Genomic DNA, 17,968 nt, shown 5'->3' on the forward strand with positions numbered 1-17,968 from the left:
GGCTGGACCGTTTCGTCTAGAAAGGCCCCCGTCCCCATGAACGATCAGAGCTCTCCCGTGACCGAAGCCGTGCAAGCCGTTCCCGCCCCGAAGCACCTGCCCGACGCCCAGACCGTGACCACGGTCACCCACTGGACCGACAGCCTGTTCTCGTTCCGCGTGACCCGGCCGCAGAGCCTGCGCTTCCGCTCGGGCGAGTTCGTGATGATCGGGCTGATGGGCGACAACGGCAAGCCGCTGCTGCGCGCCTATTCCATCGCCTCGCCGAACTGGGACGAGGAGCTGGAGTTCTATTCGATCAAGGTGCCGGACGGCCCGCTGACCTCGAAGCTGCAGCACATCAAGCCCGGCGACGAGATCATCCTGCGCCCGAAACCCGTGGGCACGCTGGTGCATGACGCGCTCCTGCCCGGCAAGCGGTGCTGGTTCCTCGCCACCGGGACGGGGCTTGCGCCCTTCGCCTCGCTGATGCGCGACCCCGAGACCTACGAGAAGTACGATCAGGTGGTGATGATGCACACCTGCCGCACCGTGGCCGAGCTGGAATACGGCCGCAAGCTGGTCGAGGATCTGGCGAACGACGAGCTGATCGGCGAGATGGTGGCGGGCAAGCTGCTGTACTACCCGACCACGACGCGCGAGGATTTCGCGCGCCAGGGCCGGATCACCGACAACCTGTCGTCGGGCAAGGTCTTCACCGACCTCGGCATCGCGCCGATGACGGCAGAGGCCGACCGCGCCATGGTCTGCGGCAGCCTCGCCTTCAACAAGGACGTGATGGCGGTGCTGGAAAGCTTCGGCCTGCGCGAGGGCGCGAATTCCGAGCCGCGCGAATACGTGGTCGAGAAGGCCTTCGTCGGCGAGGGCGTCTGACGCCCCGCCGCGGCGTCCGGCAGGACCGCTGACAGGACCGCTGACAGGGTGTCTGGCAGGCCGTGTGGCCGGCTGTGGCGCCCGCAGCGGACCGGTATCGGACCCGCACCAGACAGGAAACGGGCAGATCGGGGGAACGCTCGGGCTTTGCGGGCGTTTTCCTGACATATCCGTGACGACTCGGGTTGAAGGCGGCGGGCGAGATGCCTATTTTGCGCGCCACCACATTTGGATGCTTGGCCATAGAAGGATTTCAGCCATAGCTCGCAGACCGCATAACGCCCCGCCGCAGCGCGACACCGGACCCCGCGTCAACGACCGGATCCGGGCCCCCGAGATCCGCCTGATCGGTGCGGACGGGGAGAATGTCGGCGTGGTGCCCCCGGCGCGTGCCATGGCGATGGCCGAAGAGGCCGGGCTGGACCTGGTCGAGATCTCGCCGAACGCGGTGCCGCCGGTCTGCAAGATCATGGACTTCGGCAAGTTCAAGTACGAGCAGCAGAAGCGCGAGGCCGAGGCCCGCAAGAAGCAGAAGACCATCGAGATCAAGGAGATCAAGTTCCGTCCCGGGACCGATACCCATGATTACGACGTCAAGATGCGCTCGGTCTTCAAGTTCCTCGAAGAGGGCGACAAGGTGAAGATCACCCTGCGCTTCCGTGGCCGCGAGATGGCCCACCAGGAGCTGGGGATGGAACTGCTGAACCGCGTCGCCGCCGACGTGAACGAGCAGGGCAAGATCGAATCGATGCCGAAGCTGGAAGGCCGGCAGATGGTGATGATGATCGCCCCGCGCTGATCGGACCGCTCTTTTCGCCACGCGCCGTTCGGCCCAAGCTGACAGATCGTGCGATCCAGACCGAATTCGACCCCGTCCAGACATCTGGGCGGGGTCTTTTAATGATGAATTCGGGCATCCCCGGCCTGACCCGGCCAAATTAACCCGGCCTTATCTTCTGTGACGCGAATCTGGTGGAATGTTGCGGGACCAAAGGCCCCGCGCCCTGCAAAGGCCATCGAAGGAGGAGGCCATGACGATCGTCGCCATCCGCCCGTCGATGACGGGCACGTCCGGCTCCGGCTCTGCCGGCACCATCCAGTCCGCATCGGCCGTCGCCCAAATCGCCTTGCTGCAACGCGAGGTGGCCGCGGCGGAAACCGCGCGGCCGGTCGCGCCGGCGACCCAGACCGCCGCCGTCGCCGATGATTCGGGGCTGCGGCAGGAAAGCGTCGCGCTGCTCGCCGCGCTGACCCGGCTGGGCCCGGCCGACGAGAATTCGGTCGAGCTGTCGCAGCTGCGCGACCGGACCGAAGCCTACCTGGCCGCCCTGCGCCCGGTCGCAGCCGCCGAGCTTGCCTCGCGCGGGCGGCAGATGATCGTGCTGCTGTCGCAGGGCAGCCAGCCGGTCGCGCTGCCGGCCGCCGGGGCGCCCTCCGGCGAGGCGGCGGGCGACCAGGCCGCGGACCAGGCCGCGGCCCGCGCCGCCGAAAGCGCCGCCCTGCGGGCCGAGGCGGCGCGGCAGTCGGCCACGCAGGCCGATCGCCTGGCCGACAGCCGGCCCTCGGGGGCCGATCCGGATGCGCTCTTTGCCGCGCGCCGGCTCGCGGCGGTGACCGAGGACGGGCTGCCCGCGGGGCTGCCCGACACCCGCGCCGGCGGCACGACGACCGCGCTGCCGGAGCGTCCGGTCGCGATCCAGCCGGGGTCCGTGGCCCCGGACCTGCCGGGGGTGGTGATGTCCTCGGCCGAAAGCGTGGTGCGCGCGCAGGCGGTGCCGATGCCCGGCGCGACGCAGGCCTCCTCCGCCCCGACGGGGGCGGCACCGCTGCCGGGGCTCATGCGGGCCGTGGCGGGGGTCGCAACGGGGCTCTGGCTGGCGGTTGCCGCCTATTCGGCGACGGCCGGCGGTTGGGCCGGGGCCTGACCGCCCACCTGCCCGGCTGCCCGCCCGGGATCACTCCACGACGCGACCGGGCGACCAGCCGCCCGCGACGCGCACCCTTGGCGCAGTGCCCCAGTGCGCCTGCTTGGCAAGGGATGTACCCAGCACCGCCCCCAAGGCGGGCGCCGGCAGAAACTCAGGCCTCCGGCCCGGCCGCGGGACGGTCTTTGGGCCGGCCGCCAAGCGCGACATCGGCGGTCGGCCGATCGGTACAGCGGTCAGCCGCCGAGGGTAGAATCGTCCGGCAGCTAAGTACGGCATCGGCCGGCGGCCAATCGGCGCCACGACCGGGTGCCGAGCGGTGCAGTGGTCGGCGGCAAAGTGGTGCATCGGCTGGCAGCCAGGTCGCGCCCAGGCTGGCGGCCAAGCGGTGCCACGGCCGGGAGCCGAGCAATGCAGTGGTCGGCGGCAAAGCTGTGCATCGGCCGGCATCCTAGTGGTGCCACGGCCGGCGGCCAATCGGCGCCACGGCCGGAGGCCGAGCAGTGCAGTGGTCGGCGGCAAAGCTGTGCATCGGCCGGCAGCCAGGTAGCGCCCCGGCTGGCGGCTAAGCAGTGCCTCGCAAGGCGGCCGAGCAGTGCAGACATCGGGGGCAAAGCGGTGCATCGGACGACAGCCAGGTAGCGCCTCGGCTGGCGGCAGGGCGGTGCCGTGGCCGGTGGGCCGCGCGACGCCGGGGCCGGTCGCCGTGCGGCGACCGGAGAGCGGCCGGGCCGGGGCCGGGCCGCGGAGGGTCCTCAGACCATGCCGAGCGCGGTCTTGTACAGCTCGAGGATCGCCTCTTCCTCGTCGATGTCGTTCTTGTCACGTTTGCGCAGGGCGATGATCTTCTTCATCACCTTCGTGTCGTAGCCGCGTGCCTTGGCTTCGGACATCACGTCCTTCTGCTGCTCGGCGATGTCCTTCTTCTCGGCCTCGAGATGCTCGTACTGCTCGATGAACTGCCGCAGTTCGTCGGCCGTGACGTTATAGGCGCTGTCGGTGACCGGGCTGCTCATCTGCCTCTCCATTCCTTGGTTCTGGTCGTTGCCGGCGCGTTGGTAGTCGCGCCGGCCACGGCAGGCAAGCCCGCCGCTTGCACCGCCGGTCGGTTTCCGCCAAAGCGGACCGCAGAGGCGGGGCATGGGCCCGCGGCAGGGCTTCCCGGGGGACGGGCGATGGACTGGATGATCTGGACCGGGGCGGTCGTCTCGGCACTGGGGCTGGCGGGGATCGTGTGGGCCGCGGCGCAGGTCGCGCGCGACCGGCGTGCCGGGCTTGATGATGCGGCGCTGCGCGCGCGGCTGCAACGCGCGGTGGCGATCAACCTCGGCGCGCTCGCGGTCTCGGTGCTGGGCCTGATGATGGTGGTGATGGGGATCGCGCTGGGCTGAGCCCCGCGCGACCCCGTTTCCGCGATTCCGCCCCCCCACGCGGGGGCGGCGCTAGAACCCCTTCCCCGCGCGGATCCCCGCCTCCCATGCCGGGGCCGGTTCCCAGAAGGCGGCGGCGGTCTCGCCAAGGCCAAGCGCCAGAAGGCCCGCGCGGTCGCGCAGCAGGTTGCGCGCCGCGAGAAGCCGGCTGCGGCCGCCGAGCCGCTCGGCCCAGAGCATGGGCCCGCCGATCTCCGGGGTGATCCGCAGCGCCGCGCAGGCCACGAGATCGAGGGTCGCGGCATCGCCGACACAGCCGTCGGCCAGCATCCGAGCCCCCTCGTTCGCCAGCGCCGCAAGACAGGCCTCGGCGGCCTGGGCGGCATCGGCCGGCGCCTCGGCGCCCTCTGCCGCCGCCCCCGCACGGAACAGCGGCGCGAAGCCCGGCTCGGGGAAGCGGCCGCGGGCGGGCCCCATCGCCGCGATCCGGGCCGCGAGCGCCCGGGGCCCCAGCGCCCGCGCCGCGGCCACCGGCGCGCAGCCGATCCCCGCCCGCGCGAGCGCGTCGTCAAGCGCCGCCGGCGCCGCGCCAAGCGCCAGGCAATCGGCCGCGGCGCGCCACAGCGCCACCCGCAGCCGGACCGAGGCCGCTGCCCGCCCCTCGGGCAGGACCACCGCGGCAGCCCCCAGCGCCTCGGCCAGCCCGGCCAGCCGCGGCAGCGTCGCCTCCGGCCCCAGGCCAGGCAGGATCTCGACCAGGCTGCCGCCCTCGGCGCCAAGGCTCGGGCACAGCGCCGCGATCGTGCCCGGCACGGCGGCGAGCACCGCGCGCACCGGGCCCTCGGGCAGCAGCCGGCCGATCTCGGCCTCGGCCTCGGGGGTGGCCGACAGCGCGATCTCGATATCGGCCAGCGTCGCGGGGTCCAGCGTGGCGCCGATCTGCGACCAGGCGAGATCGCGGGCCGCCGCGGTCATCGTCCCCGCGTCGACGGCGCGGTCCTGCAGGCCGGCCACCGCCTCGAGCGCGAGGCGCAGCCGGTCAAGATCGGGATCGCAGAGCGTCACCGCGACATCGGCCGCCAGCAGTCGCGCCGCGATCTCGGCCGTGGCCGGCGTGGCCCCGACCAGCGCCACCGTCGCCGGCACCGGCCCGGCGAGCGCGTCGCGGGCGCGGTTGCGGGCGTGGCGCAGCAGGGCCGCCGCCTGCGGCATGCGCGCGAACCCCGCGAGCGCCTCGGCCCCGATCTCGTCCGCGGCCGGGGCCGGCAGCAGCAGCGCCGCCTCGACGCCGTCGATCGCCGCCTCGGCCAAGGGCGCGAGCGGCCCCTGCCGGGCGGCGGCAGCCTGCGCAAGGAAGGTCTCGGGGTCGGCGAGGGCCGCGCAGCGGTCCTGCAACATCGCAGCCCCGCCCTCTTCCATCAGCCGCCGGGCCGCGATCTCGGCCGAGGCGGGCTCGAAGCTGGTGGCGATCTCGATGAAGCCGGCCTGTTGCGCGGCTTGGTGCCCGATGAGCTGCCCCGAGAGCACGGCCTCCAGCGTCGGGCCCGCGCCGCAGCGCGCCGCCGCCAGCCGCAGCGCCCCGCCCATCGGCAAGAGGCCCAGCGCGTGTTCAGGGAAGCCGAAGCGCAGGCTGGGCCCGGCGACGCGCAGCTCGGCCGCCAGCGCGACGGTGGCCGCGGGGCCCGCGACCGTGCCGGCGAGGCGGGCGACGACCGGTTTGCCCGCCCCGGTCAGCACCGCGACCAGCGCCGAAAGCGCGGCCTCGGTCGCCGCGACATCCGCCGCGGCGGCCAGCAGATCGGGCGGAAGCGCCGTCGCCGGCAGCGGCGCGCCGAGGTCGATCACCAGCGCCCCGGTCGCGGCATCGTCGAGCGTCGCGCGGCAGAGGGCCGCGAAACCGTCGATGCCGGCGGGGCATGACAGGTCGGGCGCGGCGAGCAGCACGGGTTCGGGGACCGGCGCGGGCACCGGATCGGGCTCCGCCTCGGGCTCCATGTCGGGCATCGGCCCGAAATCGGGTCCGAAATCGGGTCCGAGCCTTCGCGCGGGGTGTTGCGGCGCACCGCTCGTGACGGGGTCGCCGTCCAGCGGAAAATCGAAATCGAGGGTGAAGTCCGGGGCCTTCGCGCCGTCGGGCAGGATCATCTCTGCCATTCCGTCGCGGATCGCGGCCAGGTAGTCGCCTGTCATGCCATGCCTCTCCGTCCCTTTTTTCAGACATGCTACCGCAGCGCGGCCGAGGCTCAACATTTCTGCGCCGGGGTGATTCGTTTTGCCGCCACCCGTTGCGGTTGCGTAACAGGATTGGAAAATTTTATCGGATCGCCCCCGCGCCCTGCCCCGGCCGCGGGTCGCGTCAGGTCAGGCCGGGCCAGCCCGGCTCGCCCGCCTCGTCCGGCGGCTCCCACCCGCCTGCCCCGGTCGAGAGCGGCATCAGCGTGTCGGACGCGGCATCGATCGCGGTCACCATCGGCCCGCCGCCGCCGCTCGTCGCAAGATCCAGCCGCAGCGCGCGCTGGCCCTGCTGGCGACCAAGCCGCGCCCGGGCGACCAGCCGGCCGCCCGGCCCCTCGACCCGCGCGGCGTCGAGCGCGCCGGCCGGAAGCTCGATCGTCTGGCCGGGCGCGAGCGACAGCACCCGGCCGAGCGGCAGCGACACCCGGGCCAGCACCCCGTTCAGCAGCCCCGGCGCCTCGAGCACCGCGGCCTCGAGCCGTCGCGCCCAGTCCTGCAGGTCCTCGGCCGGGGCGGCGGCGCGCGGCTCGGCCGCCAGCCGCTCGACCGCGAGGTGCCGCCCCCGCCCCTCGGCCGGCAGCACGAGCAGGCAGGTGCCCGCCCGCGCCTGCCCGGTGGGGCCGAACTCAAGCTCGAACCGGAAGGCGCGATAGGCCGCGTCTTCCAGCATCAGCGGCAGCGGGCGCGGATCGTCGAGATACGAGCCGTAGCGGAAGCCCCCGGCCCAGATCAGCTCGAGCGTGCCGGCCAGCGATTCCTCGAGCGCGACGAGGAAGGCGTCGATGAAATCGGCGGCCATGGTGGCATCGGTGCGCGTCGGCCGCCGCGCCGCCGGCATCTGCGCCGCCAGACGGCCGATCGTGCGCATCTCGATCAGCGCCGAAAGCATCGGCGGCGGCACCACCATCAGCCCCGTCCCCTCGCCCGGCCCGTTCAGCAGCGCCATCAGCGCCCGATCCTCGAGGAATTCGGGCAGGTCGGCGAGCGTCACGCGATGTTCCTGCTGGCGCATCACCCGCAGCGGCAGCGACAGCAGTTCCTGCGCGGCACGGGTCATCGACTGGCCCATCGCCTTCTCGGTGGTCATGACGAAGGCTTCCTCCGGGCGGCGCCCGGCGTCCAGCTTGCGGCGCATGACCGATCCCGCTGTTGCCCCGTCCATTCGTGATTCCCGCATTGTTCCTGCCCCGACCGTCCCCTTGGGTCCCATATCTAAGGTTACGGGGGCGTTATCCCCGGCCCGGAGCGGGATCAGTTTTGCGGCGGCGCGGCGTCGGCGGCGCAGACGGCTGGCCCGGGCGATGGACCTGCGGATGGCCCTGCGGCTGGCCCTGGACTTGGCCCTGAACCTGTCCCTGTGGCGGGCGCCAGCGGACCGGCAGGCTGACGCGGAAGGCGGTGCCGCCCTGTCCCGGCAGATAGACGATGCTGCCGCCGAGGCTGTCCATGATCTCGCGGCAGATCGCGAGGCCGAGCCCGGCGCTGCCGGCGCGGTGATCGGGCGAGAGACGGGCGAATTTCTCGAAGATGATCGACTGGCGGTCCGCGGGAATGCCCGATCCGTTGTCGATCACGTCGATCTCCAGCCGCTCGCCGCGGCGCCGGGCGGCGATGGCGATCTCGGGCTCGGGCGCGTCGCAGTACTTGCGGGCATTGCCGATCAGGTTGACGAAGACCTGCACCAGCCGGTCGCCGTCGGTGATCACCGCCTGATGTTCGCCCGACGGGTCGCGGACCACGCGGAAGGCACGGTCGGGGCGGGTCGCGGCGGCGGCCCGGAAGCTGCGCTCGATCAGGTCGTGCAGGTTGGCCGGCGCGATCTGCAGCCGCACGCCGCCCTGCTCAAGCACCGAGAGATCCAGAAGGTCGTCCAGCAGCCGGGTCAGCCGCGCCGATTCGTCGTGGATGATCCCCGCCGCGTGCGACGGCCCCGCCGCACCCGCCAGCTCGTCCTTCAGGATCTCGGCGAAGGCGCGGATCGAGGTCATCGGCGTGCGCAGCTCGTGGCTGACCTGGCTGAGGAAGGCGTCCTTCTGCACCGACAGCTGGGTGAGCTTCTCGTTGGCCTCGGTCAGGGCGCGGGCGGTGCGCGCAAGCTCGGCCGACTTGCGTTCCAGCTCGGCCGAGTATTCGAGGATCTGCTGCGCCTCGGAGGCGACCGCCATCAGGTCGCGCACCGTCACCGCCGCGCCCTCGGCCAGCTGGCCGATCATCGCATGGGCCGTGGCCGCGCCGACCGACCCCGCGAGCCGCGTCTCGAGCGCGGCGATGAAATCGGGGGTGGGATCGGGCAGGAAGCCCGCCTTGCCCTGCGCCTCGGCCTGGGCCTGGAAGAAGTCCTGCGCCGGCGCGCTTCCCAACACGCCCTGCGCCATCGCCAGCAGGTCCTCGGCGGCGGCGCCGGTGCGCGACCAGCCGCCCTGCGGCTGCGGCTGGTCGAAGACGTTGACGAAGGCCACGCCCTGCAGCCGCTCCATCGGCGCGGGGAAGCTCAGCAGCGAGCCGAGGCAGAAGAGCGCGGTGTTGCCCGCCAGCGACCAGACCAGCGCATGCAGCACCGGGTCGAGCCCGGTGACCCCGAACAGCGCCTGCGGCCGCAGCCAGTCGATGCCGAAGGGGCCGGCGGCGACCAGCGTGGCCGGCAGCAGGCTGCCCGGCCCGAACGAGGGCAGGAACAGCGTGTAGAGCCAGAGCGCGAAGCCGGCGGTCAGCCCGGCCGCCGCCCCGACCCGCGTGGCCCCGCGCCAGTAGAGCGCGCCAAGCAGCGCCGGCAGGATCTGGGCCACGCCGACGAAGCTGATCAGCCCGATCGCCGCCAGCGCCGAGGTCCCGCCCGACAGCGCGTGGTAGCTGTAGCCCAGCCCGAGGATCCCCGCGATCGACAGCCGCCGCGCCATCAGCACGAGCCCGCGCAGGTCGCCGCGCGGCCGCGCCCCCCGGCCGCGCCCGCCGGTCCAGGGATGCAGCCGCAGCCGCAGCCACAACGGGATCACGACGTGGTTCGACACCATCGTCGCCAGCGCGATCGCCTCGACGATGACCATCGATGTGGCCGAGGAGAAGCCGCCAAGAAACGCCAGCATCGCCAGCCCGCCCTGCCCCTGCGCCAGCGGCAGCGTCAGCACGAACAGGTCCGGGTTCGCCCCCGCCGGCAGGGTCGCAAGCCCCATCAGCGCGATCGGCACGACGAAAAGGCTCATCAGGCACAGGTAGAGCGGGAAGGCCCAGCTCGCCGTGGCCAGGTGGCGCTCGTCCCCGGTCTCGACCACCATGACCTGGAACATCCGCGGCAGCGTCAGCACCGCGGTGGCCGACAGCATGACCAGCCCCGCCCAGCGCCCCGGGGCCGGCACCCAGGCGGCGGGGTCGGCGGTCTCGAGCCGGGCGAGGATCTCGCCCGGGCCGTCGGCGACGGCCCAGACGGTGAAGATCCCGACGCCCACGAGCGCGACGAGCTTGACCACAGCCTCGAGCGCGACGGCGGTGACGATGCCGTTGTGACGCTCGTTGGCATCGAGGTTGCGGGTGCCGAAGAGGATCGCGAAGACCGCGAGCCCGCCCGCGACCCAGAGCGAGGTCGTGGCGCTGTCCGAGGGCAGGCGCATGCCCATGACCGCGCCGCCGCTGCCCGCCACCGCGGGGGCGGCGAAGACGTCGAAGGCCAGCACAACCGACTGCAGCTGCAGCGCGATGTAGGGGGTGGCGGTGACGACGCAGATCAGGGTGACGATGACGCCCAGCAGGTTCGACTTGCCGAAACGCGACGAGATCAGGTCGGCGATCGAGGTCACCCGCTGCACCCGCCCGATCCGCACCAGCTTGCGCAGCAGGAGCCACCACCCCGCGACCACCAGCGACGGCCCGAGGTAGATCGTCACGAATTCGAGCCCCGAGCGCGCGGCGTATCCGACGGCGCCGTAGAAGGTCCAGGCGGTGCAGTAGATCGACAGCGACAGCGTGTAGACCAGCGGCGAGCGCAGCCAGCGGCCGCGGCCGCGGCGCACCTCGCCCTCGGCCCAGAACGCGACCAGGAACAGCAACAGGACGTAAAGCAGGCAGACCCCGACCAGCTGGTTGAACGGCACCATCAGCCCGCCGCCCCCGTCCGCCCGCCGGCCCGGCACGGTCCCGCGCCATCGCCGCCCCGCCTGCCCGGCGCGCCCGGCCCCAGGGCCGACCGGAGGGCCGACCACCGTGCCGACCACGGGGCCGACCGGGGGCCCGACCGCGGGGTCACCCGGCGACCGCCCGGCCCCCGCGCCGACAGCGACGCGTCCCGGGCCCACCTGCCGGACCGCGGGGTGGCCAAGACGGCCGCCCCGCGGCCCGGCCGGCGATCGGCGCCGGTCCTGTCATCCCCTGCAGCGCCGGAGCCTGTCCCGGATCGCCCCGGCCAAAGCGGCGCGGGTCCTGCGGCGCGTGCGGCCACTTTGGGGTGCGCCCGGGGCGCGGCGATCCGCGCCGGACCGCAGCCACCCGCCTGCCGGGGCGCCACGGACCGGCGCCCTGCCGACGATCCGTGCCCCGCGCGCCGGAGGGCCGCCGTCTTCACCCCTGTCCATCCGGCACACCACCGGCCGCCCGCACCGGCCGTGGCCTCGGCCCCCCCGTCGCCCCCGGCGACGCCGGGCCGTGCCGGACGCGCGGCCTGCGCCCAGCGCCCGGGCGACCTGCCCGGTCCGGGGATCGCCGCCGGGACGGCGACGCGTCCGGCCGGCGCCCCATGGGCCGCCGCAGCCGAGGGGCCCGGGTCCCGAAGGGCGGCGGCAGAGCCGCTGGCCGAGCCTGCGGTCCCCGCCGGCCCGGACGGTGGCCCGGCGAAATCGGGCGCGGTGCCGACGCGCGGCGGTGGCGGCGGCGGTGGTTGCGGTGGTGGTCGCGACGGTGGCCCCGCGGGGCCGGATGGCGGGGACGGCGGCGGCAACCCGGAGGCATCGTCGCTGTCGGCCGCGCGGCGCAGCGGTCCCGACAGGATCGCCGCCCCGAGGATCAGCGCGCCCCAGACCGCGAACAGGTGGATGACCCGCGTCGCCGCCCCCGGCCCGGGCGCCGTCCACAGCAGCGGCAGCATCCACAGGCCCAGCGCCGCCACCGGCAGCATCCGCGCCGCATCCATCATCCGCCGCCGCCGGTAGCCGCGCCGGGCAAGGAACAGCGGCCGGCGGCGCGGCGAGGGCGGCGCGGCCAAGCCTCAGGCCCCCGCCAGCGCGCGCAGCGCCTCGACCACCTCGGCATTGGCGAAGGGCTTGGACAGGAAGCGGTCGGCCCCCGCGCGCTCGGCCGCCTCGCGGTCGCGCGCCTGCCCGCGCGCCGAGAGCATCAGCACCGGCAATCCCGCCGTGGCCGTGGCCCCGGGCGCACGGATGTCGCACAGCAGCTCGAGCCCCGAGCGCCCCGGCAGCATGATGTCGAGCACCAGCACGTCGGGCGCGAAGGCCCGGATCGCCTCGAGCGCGCCCGCGCCCTCGCCGTGGATCGCGACCTCCCAGCCCTCGCGGGTCATCAGGAAGCGGATCGCCTCGGCGATGTTGGGCTCATCCTCGATCAGCAGGACGCGCTTTGGCATCCGTCTCCTCCCCCCCCGGCTCCCCCCGGCGGCTCCCGGCCGGCCCCCTCCCGGACCGGTGTCGAGGCGCCGCTCGCGGCTTCGTTATCGCGCGAAGCCGGGGCGGCTGTCAAAACCCACCATGGTCGCGCGCAGCATGCCGGATCGCCCGCGGCCGGACCAGCCCGCCACGCGGCCGACCGCCCCCGGCCGAAGCGGGATCCGGCCCCTGGGCGGCTGCGCCCCCGGCCCCGATGGCCGCGTCGCGATGCCCGGCCAACCGTGCCTTGCCACCCGTGCCTTGCCACCCTTGCCTTGCCCACCTGTCGCCGGCCTCTCTCCGGTCCCGAGACAGGGGCTTCGGGTGAGGCGGCAAAGGATGAGAAAGGCAAGGCGCACGGAATGGCCCCCCGGTCACGCGACCCAGCACAGGGCATGTGCCCGGGATCGCTGCGGATGGCTGGTCCATGGCCGGGCAACCGAGCGGCCAACGCCCGCGGATCGGCCCGTGGCTGGGCGCATCACCGGGGCGTGGCCTTTCCACCAGCCCCACCCGCCATGAGTGGGTCCGGCCGAAGCAGCCCTCTCACCAACAAGCCCGCCCCGCACCCGGCACAACGACGCGACGGACGAGAAAACCGTGCGCCCGACCGCAGGGCTGCGGGAGCCGTCCCGGACGCGGACAACCGCGCGCCGCCCGGTCAGACAGGGCCTTGCCACCCGATGGCAGACCTGCCCGTCGGGATGCGCCCTCTGCCCAGAGGGCTTAGCCCGCCCTGCGGTGACAGACATCGCGGCGCTTCACGCCGGGCGCCGGCAGGCCGAACCGCGGACAGCGCCGGACGGTCGCAGCGGCCGGGCCCCGCGCGGCCCGCGGCGCGCCAAGGCGACGCGTCCGGCCAGCCGGTGGCCGGGACCGGAAGGCCGGTCCTGCACGGCAGGCGCAGCGACGGGCGGAACGAAAAACCGCCCCAGCCCGCGCGGAATTCGCCATGGCGTGGCGGTCAGGACCCCGCCCCGGGGGCGCCGGGCGCAGGCGCTCCGGTCGCGGCAAAGGGGGCCTCCGCCCCCCCGCCGGGGGCCCCGCCGACCGGAGCGCCCGGCGCGAGCATCCGCTGGTAGAGATGTTCGAGGAACCGGCCGGCCTCGGGATAGGGGTCCTGCCCCTCGACCGGGCCGAGGACGCTGCGCACCTGCGCGTCGAAATCGGCATAGTGCTGGGTCAGCGCCCAGACCGAGAAGATCAGGTGATGCGGATGCACCGGCGCGATCCGGCCCTCGGCGATCCAGCCGCGGATCACCGCCGCCTTCTCGTCCACCAGCGCCTTCAGCTCGCCGCCGATGATCCCGGTCAGCCGCGGCGCGCCCTGCAGCACCTCGTTGGCGAACAGACGGCTCTCGCGCGGGTAGTCGCGGCTGAGCTGGAGCTTGCGGCGCACGTAGCCCAGGATCTCGTCGCGCGGCTCGCCCGACGGGTCGATCGCCCGCAACGGCGCGAGCCAGTCCGCCAGCAGCCGCGTCAGCACCGCGACATGCATCGCCTCCTTCGAGGGGAAGTAGTACAGCAGGTTGGGCTTCGACAGCCCGGCATGATCCGCGATCTGGTCGAGCGTGGCGCCCCGGAAGCCATGGGTCGAGAACACCTCGAGCGCGGCCTCGAGGATCGCCTCGGTATTGCGCTTCTGGATGCGGGTGGCGCGGCGGCGCGGGTGCGGCGCGGTCGCCTTGGCCGGCGCGGCGGTCTCGTCGCTGGGCTGGTCTTCGGGCACGGGTCTCGGTCGTCCTGGATGCGGGCCACCAAGGCTAGGCCAGCGACCGGTCTTATGCAACGCGGCAGCGGGCGCCAGCCGGGGGGCCGCGATGGCATCGGAGCGTTGCGAGGGGCGGCTCTCCCGCCCCCCCGGGGTTCAGGGAGGGCAGCGGGGAAGCGCGGCACCGGTGCAGGCCGCCGCCTGCTGGCGCAGCGCGCCCAGCGCCCCGGCGGTCGGGATCACGGTGCCGCCGTGGCGCGGCGCCTCCTCGGGCAGGCTCAGCACGATCTGCGCGCCGTCGGGGCGGCGCAGCACCACCCCGCCGCCGGGCCGCTGCCCGACCGCCCGCCCGGGCACGAGCGCCATCGTCGCCCCCGCCAGCAGCGCCCGCAGCGGCGGGGCGCAGGCATCGCCCACCGCCGCCCCGGCCGTGGCGGTGACCGGAACCGCCGCCGTCGCGCCGATCACCGCCACGGCCTCGGCCGCGCCGGGCAGCAGGCCCGCGGTCCATCGCAGCGCGAGCGGCGTCGCCGGCAGGCCGCTGCACCCAAGCCCGATCGCCGCCCCCGAGGGCAGCGCGAAGACCACGCCTTCGCCCAGCGCCGGGCTGCGGCCACGCGACCAGCCGGGCACCAGCCCGGGCGGCGGCGGCGCCACCGCGGCCGGCGCCGCGGGGTCGCGACCCTGCCCCCAGGAGCCGAAGAGCACCCGCTCGTTGCAGCGGGTGTCGATGCACTGCTGATAGGCGGGGTCGGTCGCGTCGCGGCTGTCGGCAAGGCAGCGCCAGACGCAGCGCTGCACCTCCATCGCGGCGTCATCCTGCGCGACGGCCGCGCTCCCGGCCAGAGCCGCCAGCGCCGCCAGCGCCGCCGGCACGGCAATACGGCACATCTCCCTGATCATCCCGCGCACCACCGCCCCCCTCGCCCGCCCATCGACAGAACGATGGTGGCGCCTCGGCCGGCGCCCGGCAAGCGCCGCAGGCGCCCTGGCCGACAGGCCGGGCCCCCGCCGGATCATCCGCCGGACGCAGTCCCCGGCCACCTGCCGGTCGGCACCGCTCGGCGGACCGCCGTGTCGCCGCGGTATCGCAGACGACAAGCCCCGCCGGCGCCCCGGATAGACAGGTCGACAGATCGACAGAAGCAGGATGGTCCTCCCGGGCCCGTCCCCGGGCACCCGCCAGTCGGCATCGCCGGACGGGCTTCCGTACTGCCGCCGCGGCTGCTCCCCCGAACGCCGCCCGCGCCTCGGATCACTGGGCCAAGCCCATGCCGGATCCTCCCCGGAGATTGTCGCGGCCACTTGACGGTCGGAACCGCTCTCGGGCAGCCCAGTGGCGACCGAGGCGGCGGCCGGCAGGGTCCGCGGGTGGTTCTGGCAGGCCAAGCCCGCGCAGCCTTATCCCCCGCACGCTGTCCAGAGGCGCCTGCCCGTCGGCACCGCTCGCCGGGCGCCCGTGTGGTCACCGCGGCGGTGCCAGCTCCCCCGGAGCACCGGGCCGAGTCCGTACGGGATCTTCCCCGAGCACTCTCCCCGGCCACCTCCCGCTCGGCATCGCTCGGCGAGCCGCCGTGTCACCGTGTCGCCGTGTCGCCGTGTCGTCGCCGACAAGGACCGCCGGCGCCTCGGGCGACAGCCCAAACCCTCGCAGGATCATTCCCCACAGGCAGTGTCGAGCGGCCTGCCCGTCAGCATCGCTCGGAGGGCCACCGTGTCGTCACCGCGGCGGCGCCCGCGCCTTGGACCGGGCCGAGCCCGTGCGGGAGCCTCCCCGGACACTGGCGGCGGCCATATGGCGGCTTTGCTTGGCCGCCTGCCAGTCGGCATCACTCGGCAGCCCGTCGGGTAGCGGCCGGCAAGCACGGCAGCTGCCTCGGGGCGACAGGCCAGGAGCGCTCGGGATCCTCCCCGGACAGTGGCGCGGGCCACCTGACGGTCGGGATCGCTCTCGGGCAGTCGGGTGGCGTCCGGCCCGGTGGCGGGCGCGGTGGCGGCCTGAAGGGGAAGCGGGCGCTTCAGGGGGTCAGGCCGAGCCCGCGCAGGATCATCCCCCGCACGCTGTCCTTGGCCGCCTGCCAGTCGGCATCGCTGAGCGGGCCGCCATTCAGAACCTCGATCTGGTGGCCGAAATCGGCGTAGTGCTGGGTCGTCGCCCAGATCATCCACAGCAGGTGGCGCGGATCGACCGGCGCCATCCGGCCCTCGGCGATCCAGGCGCGGATCATCGCCTGGCGGTCCTCGCTCCAGTCGCGCAGCGTCGTCTCGAGGTAGTCCTGGATCACCGGCGCGCCGTGCATCACCTCGGCCGCCCAGACCTTGGAGCCGGCCGGGTACCGGCGCGAGATCTCCATCTTGGCGTCGATGTAGCCGCCGATGCCCGCCGCCGGCCCCTCGGCCGCGTCGAAGCTCTCGGCCGCCTGCAGCCAGATCAGGAAGATCCGCTCGACCACCCGGCGATAGAGCGCCTCCTTGGTGGGGAAGTAGTAGTGCAGGTTCGCCTTCGGCAGGCCCGCGAGGTCGGCGATCAGCTGCATGGTCGCACCGCCGAAGCCCGCCTCGGCGAACACCTGCTCGGCCGCGGCGAGGATCTGGCCCTCGATCTCGCGCCGGTTGGCCTCGCGCCGCCCCGGCACGGTCGCGGCCTCTGCCGTGGTGTCGTCCCCCGTCTGCATCCGTCCTGTCCCCGTTCCTGCCTGCATTCCTGCCTGCCCTCCGCGCCCCCCGGCGCCTCCCGTGGCGCGCCGCCCGCCGTCGCCGGAACATGCCCCCGGCACGGCGAACGGCATCCCGGCCCATGGCCCGCCCCCTGCACCGCCGGCGGCCGTGCCCGCCACCTCCAGCCCGCCCTTGCCAATGGGCGGCCGAAGGCGCTTGACCGCCGCGTCGCGGCGTGTAGCGTTAAACCTGACCATACGGTCAACACAGGATTCGCCGCAAGGCAGACCCCGGCGACAGATCGGGGCGCCCCGGCAGGGAGATACCGACATGCCAGCACCCGGAGAGAACCTCCGCATCGATTCCGCGCGCCTCTGGGACAGCCTGATGGCGATGGCGCAGGTCGGCCCCGGCGTCGCGGGTGGCAACAACCGCCAGACCCTCACCGACGAGGATGCCGAGGGCCGCGCGCTGTTTGCGCAGTGGTGCGAGGCCGCGGGCATGACCATGGGCACCGACACGATGGGCACGATGTTCGCGACCCGCGCGGGCGAGGACCCCGATGCCCTGCCCGTCTACATGGGCAGCCATCTCGACACCCAGCCCACGGGCGGCAAGTTCGACGGCGTGCTGGGCGTTCTCGGCGCGCTCGAGGTCGTGCGCACGATGAACGACCTCGGGATCCGCACGAGGCACCCGGTCGTGGTGACGAACTGGGCCAACGAGGAGGGCGCGCGCTTCGCGCCGGCGATGCTGGCCTCGGGCGTCTTCGCCGGGGTGCACAGCCAGGACTACGCCTATGCGCGCAAGGACCTCGAGGGCAGGACCTACGGCGAGGAGCTGGCGCGGATCGGCTGGCGCGGCGACGAGGAGGTCGGCGCGCGCCGGATGCACGCCTATTACGAGCTGCACATCGAGCAGGGCCCGATCCTCGAGGCGGAGGGCCGCGACATCGGCGTCGTCACCCATTGCCAGGGGCTGTGGTGGCTGGAATTCACGCTGACGGGGCGCGCCGCGCACACCGGCTCGACCCCGATGGAGATGCGGGTGAACGCGGGCCTGGCGATGGCGCGGATCCTCGAGCTGGTGCAGCGGGTGGCGATGGATGCCCAGCCCGGCGCGGTGGGCGGCGTCGGGCAGATGACCTTCACCCCGAACTCGCGCAACGTGATCCCCGAGGCGGTGGTCTTCACCGTCGACATCCGCTCGCCCGACCAGGACAAGCTCGACCGGATGCGGGCGCAGATCGAGGAGGGCGCGGCGGTGATCTGCCGCAGCCTCGGCGTCGGGATGGCGGTCGAGCCGGTGGGGCATTTCGACCCCGTCACCTTCGCGCCCGAGCTGGTGGGCGCCGTGCGCGGCGCGGCCGAGCGGCTGGGGCTGAGCCACATGGACATCATCTCGGGCGCCGGCCACGACGCCTGCTGGGCCGCGAAGGTGGCGCCGGCGACGATGATCATGTGCCCCTGCGTCGACGGCATCTCGCACAACGAGGCCGAGGAGATCAGCCCCGACTGGGCGGCGGCGGGGACGGATGTGCTGTTCCATGCCGTGCTCGAGACGGCGGGCGTGGTGAGCTGAGACGGGCCGCCGGGGGCGCCGCCCCCGGAC

At 74.0% G+C, this 17,968-nt stretch carries 13 protein-coding genes; 5 read left to right on the forward strand and 8 right to left on the reverse strand.

All coding sequences use genetic code 11. The features are described 5' to 3' along the window. Positions 1-36 precede the first annotated feature (36 nt). The 3 genes from V8J39_RS05320 to V8J39_RS05330 all read left to right on the forward strand — a co-directional run bounded on the left by V8J39_RS05320 (position 37) and on the right by V8J39_RS05330 (position 2,798). A complete protein-coding gene (locus V8J39_RS05320) occupies positions 37-873 on the forward strand; it encodes a ferredoxin--NADP reductase (protein ID WP_336459803.1) in 837 nt (278 codons plus the stop codon). A gap of 232 nt (positions 874-1,105) precedes the next feature. Continuing rightward, entirely contained in the window at positions 1,106-1,672 is a 567-nt protein-coding gene (infC, locus tag V8J39_RS05325; RefSeq protein WP_336459804.1) for a translation initiation factor IF-3, read from the forward strand. Between the two features lie 232 nt (positions 1,673-1,904). Continuing rightward, entirely contained in the window at positions 1,905-2,798 is an 894-nt protein-coding gene (locus V8J39_RS05330; RefSeq protein WP_336459805.1) for a hypothetical protein, read from the forward strand. Between the two features lie 755 nt (positions 2,799-3,553). Here the strand turns inward: V8J39_RS05330 and V8J39_RS05335 are convergent. Next, entirely contained in the window at positions 3,554-3,814 is a 261-nt protein-coding gene (locus V8J39_RS05335; RefSeq protein ID WP_336459806.1) for a DUF2312 domain-containing protein, read from the reverse strand. Positions 3,815-3,973: 159 nt separating this feature from the next. Between V8J39_RS05335 and V8J39_RS05340 the strand changes: the two genes are divergently transcribed. Beyond that, the gene (locus V8J39_RS05340; RefSeq protein WP_336459807.1) at positions 3,974-4,189 is read left to right on the forward strand and encodes a hypothetical protein; all 216 of its coding nucleotides are present in this window, start codon (positions 3,974-3,976) and stop codon (positions 4,187-4,189) included. Between the two features lie 51 nt (positions 4,190-4,240). Here V8J39_RS05340 and V8J39_RS05345 read toward each other — a convergent pair whose 3' ends face one another. The 7 genes from V8J39_RS05345 to V8J39_RS05375 all read right to left on the reverse strand — a co-directional run bounded on the left by V8J39_RS05345 (position 4,241) and on the right by V8J39_RS05375 (position 16,374). Then, positions 4,241-6,358, reverse strand: coding sequence for an enoyl-CoA hydratase-related protein (locus V8J39_RS05345; RefSeq protein WP_336459808.1), 2,118 nt, complete (start codon positions 6,356-6,358; stop codon positions 4,241-4,243). A 166-nt stretch (positions 6,359-6,524) separates the two neighbouring features. After that, positions 6,525-7,538, reverse strand: a complete 1,014-nt coding sequence (locus V8J39_RS05350; RefSeq protein WP_336459809.1) for a FliM/FliN family flagellar motor switch protein — start codon at positions 7,536-7,538, stop codon at positions 6,525-6,527. Positions 7,539-7,632: 94 nt separating this feature from the next. After that, positions 7,633-10,488, reverse strand: a complete 2,856-nt coding sequence (locus V8J39_RS05355; protein ID WP_336460208.1) for an ATP-binding protein — start codon at positions 10,486-10,488, stop codon at positions 7,633-7,635. Positions 10,489-11,594: 1,106 nt separating this feature from the next. Further along, entirely contained in the window at positions 11,595-11,969 is a 375-nt protein-coding gene (locus V8J39_RS05360) for a response regulator transcription factor (RefSeq protein WP_336459810.1), read from the reverse strand. 983 nt (positions 11,970-12,952) lie between these two features. Further along, positions 12,953-13,636 (reverse strand): TetR family transcriptional regulator C-terminal domain-containing protein, encoded by a 684-nt coding sequence (locus V8J39_RS05365; protein WP_336460209.1) that lies wholly within the window; start codon positions 13,634-13,636, stop codon positions 12,953-12,955. A 219-nt stretch (positions 13,637-13,855) separates the two neighbouring features. After that, the gene (locus V8J39_RS05370) at positions 13,856-14,590 is read right to left on the reverse strand and encodes a hypothetical protein (RefSeq protein ID WP_336459811.1); all 735 of its coding nucleotides are present in this window, start codon (positions 14,588-14,590) and stop codon (positions 13,856-13,858) included. 1,127 nt (positions 14,591-15,717) lie between these two features. Continuing rightward, entirely contained in the window at positions 15,718-16,374 is a 657-nt protein-coding gene (locus V8J39_RS05375) for a TetR family transcriptional regulator C-terminal domain-containing protein (protein WP_336459812.1), read from the reverse strand. Between the two features lie 313 nt (positions 16,375-16,687). Between V8J39_RS05375 and V8J39_RS05380 the strand changes: the two genes are divergently transcribed. Then, positions 16,688-17,938 carry a Zn-dependent hydrolase gene (locus V8J39_RS05380; RefSeq protein WP_336459813.1) on the forward strand — a complete coding sequence of 417 codons (1,251 nt, stop codon included), beginning with the start codon at positions 16,688-16,690 and terminating at the stop codon, positions 17,936-17,938. The last annotated feature ends 30 nt before the right edge of the window (positions 17,939-17,968 follow it).

It is taken from the genome of Frigidibacter sp. MR17.24 (assembly GCF_037095655.1).
GTDB lineage: Bacteria > Pseudomonadota > Alphaproteobacteria > Rhodobacterales > Rhodobacteraceae > Frigidibacter.